Below are 2,198 nucleotides of genomic sequence, written 5' to 3' on the forward strand. Positions count from 1 at the left end.
CCCTGTCCCGGACGCAGACCGGCGCCGCCCCCGTGCCCTACACGGCGACCCCCGCGGAGGCCCTGCTGGACACGGGCCTCGTGCTGACCGTGCTCGGCGGGTGCGCGGCCCTGGCGCCGCGGTGGGCCGGGCTGCTGGCCGTGCCCGGCGCGATGACGCTGTCCGTGTACGTGGCGCACCTGTGGTACCTCGGCTGGGTGCGGGGGCTCGGACCCGGGCCGTGGCGCAGCGCCACGGGCACGGACGACACGTGGTTCAACCTGGCCGTGCTGGTGGCCGGCGCGCTGCTGCTGCCGCTGCTGTGGCGGGCCGTCGTGCGTATCGGCCCGTTCCGCGCGGGGCCGCTGGAGGGCGTCGTCCGCCTGCTGACGGCCCCGTTCGACCGCGCGCGCTGACCGACGTCCACCCCAGCGGGTAGCCTCGAGAGCGTGAGCGAGCGAACCACCTACCTGCTGATCGACGGCGAGAACATCGACGCCACCCTCGGCACGTCCATCCTGCAGCGGCGCCCCCAGCCCGACGAGCGGCCACGCTGGAAGCGCCTGCTCGGCTACCTCGAGGACCGCTGGGACCAGCCGGTCAAGGGCCTGTTCTTCCTCGCCATCGACGGTGAGATCCCCATCCCGTTCGTCCAGGCGCTCACCGCCCTCGGCTTCCAGCCGATCATGCTGCGGGGCGAGGGCAAGGTCGTGGACATCGGCATCCAGCGCACCGCGGAGGCGCTGCTGGGCCGGGAGGACGACGTCGTCCTCGTCAGCCACGACGCCGACTTCGCCCCCCAGCTCACCGACCTCGCGGCCACGCCGGGCCGACGCACCGGGATCATGGGCTTCGAGGAGTTCCTCTCCCACGAGCTGCGCCGCATCCCCGGGGTCGAGTTCTTCGACCTGGAGCACGCGGTGGGCGCGTTCGACTCGTCCCTGCCGCGCCTGCGCGTGATCGACGTCGAGGCGTTCGACCCGTACGAGTTCCTCTGACCCGCCGGGGGTGGCCCGCGGCTCAGTCCGTGGGCAGCTCCAGCAGGCGTTCGACGGTGGCGGCCACCCCGTCGTCGTCGCACGCCCCGACCACGCCGTCCGCCGCGGCCAGCAGCGACGGATGGCCCGAGGCCACGGCCAGGCCGAGACCAGCCCACTGGAGCATCTCCAGGTCGTTGGGCATGTCCCCGAACGCGACGACGTCGACCGGCGCGACCCCCCGGCTCGCGGCGAACTCGGCGAGGGTCGCGGCCTTGTGCACGCCCGGGGCGGACATCTCCACGAGCGCGATGCCGGGCGCGGAGTGCGTGGCACTCACGAGCTCGTCCAGCTCGGCGCGGGCCGCGGCGAGGAAGGCGTCCGGGGCCAGGGTGTCCGAGCGGGCCAGCAGCTTCACCACGCCCAGCCGACCCGGCAGCGCGGCCTCGAGCGTGGCCGCCGCGTGGACCTCGGCCCGGAACTCGGCGCGCTCGGAGAACGCGTGCTCCCAGAAGAAGCCCTCGAGGGTCTCGGCGCCGAAGGACACGGTGCGGTCCAGGGCGCGCAGCCGGTCCGTGGCGGTCCACACGGCCTCGACGGGCATGGGGTGGGCGATCAGGACGTCGTCCGTGGCGGTGTCCACGAGGACGGCGCCGTTGGAGCAGATCACCGGGCCGACGGGGCCGAGCTGCGCGCTCAGCGGGCCGAGCCAGCGGAGGGGACGGCCGGTCACGAACACCACCTCGACGCCGGCGTCGTGGGCGTCCCGCAGCGCCGCGATGGTGCGCGGGCTCAGGCGCCCCGACCGCGTGTGCCGGTACCCGATGATGGTGCCGTCCAGGTCCGTCGCGATCATCCGCGGACGGCGCGAGGGCAGGGGCAGGGCGGGCATGCGCTCAGTCTAGGCCGGGGCCGTGCGGCGGGCCGGGGTGTCCTCCGCGGGCGAGCGGGGGCACGATGGGGGCGTGGACACCGCACAGCAGACCACCGCACAGGACACCGCCCCGGACCCCGCGTCGACGACGCCCCGCACGGTCACCGTCACCGGCGCCGCCGGCAACATCGGCTACGCGCTGCTCTTCCGCATCGCCGCCGGCGGGATGCTCGGCCCGGACACCCCGGTCCGGCTGCGCCTGCTCGAGATCCCGGCCGCCCTGGGCGCCGCGGAGGGCACCGCCATGGAGCTCGCCGACGCGGCCTTCCCGCTGCTGGCCGACGTGGAGGTCACGGAGGACCCGGCCC

2 protein-coding genes and 2 pseudogenes are annotated in these 2,198 nt (G+C 75.1%); 3 read left to right on the top strand and 1 reads right to left on the bottom strand.

The window, feature by feature from the left end; all coding sequences use genetic code 11:
* Both D8M29_RS11175 and D8M29_RS11180 read left to right on the top strand, forming a co-directional pair.
* Positions 1-395: pseudogene (locus tag D8M29_RS11175) on the top strand (hypothetical protein); the annotation flags it as partial.
* A gap of 33 nt (positions 396-428) precedes the next feature.
* On the top strand, positions 429-977 hold the full coding sequence (locus tag D8M29_RS11180; protein WP_002858225.1) for an NYN domain-containing protein: 549 nt from the start codon (positions 429-431) through the stop codon (positions 975-977).
* 22 nt (positions 978-999) lie between these two features.
* Here D8M29_RS11180 and D8M29_RS11185 read toward each other — a convergent pair whose 3' ends face one another.
* On the bottom strand, positions 1,000-1,848 hold the full coding sequence (locus D8M29_RS11185) for an HAD family hydrolase (RefSeq protein ID WP_036316534.1): 849 nt from the start codon (positions 1,846-1,848) through the stop codon (positions 1,000-1,002).
* 73 nt (positions 1,849-1,921) lie between these two features.
* Here D8M29_RS11185 and D8M29_RS11190 point away from each other — a divergent pair.
* A pseudogene (locus D8M29_RS11190) lies at positions 1,922-2,198 on the top strand (malate dehydrogenase); the annotation flags it as partial.

The sequence above is a fragment of the Micrococcus sp. HSID17227 genome (genome assembly GCF_003989405.1).
Lineage (GTDB): Bacteria > Actinomycetota > Actinomycetes > Actinomycetales > Micrococcaceae > Micrococcus > Micrococcus luteus.

Bases quoted from the DNA above. Each gene is read 5' to 3' on its own strand.
- D8M29_RS11185 (WP_036316534.1), bottom strand. From the start codon at position 1,848: ATGCCCGCCCTGCCCCTGCCCTCGCGCCGTCCGCGGATGATCGCGACG.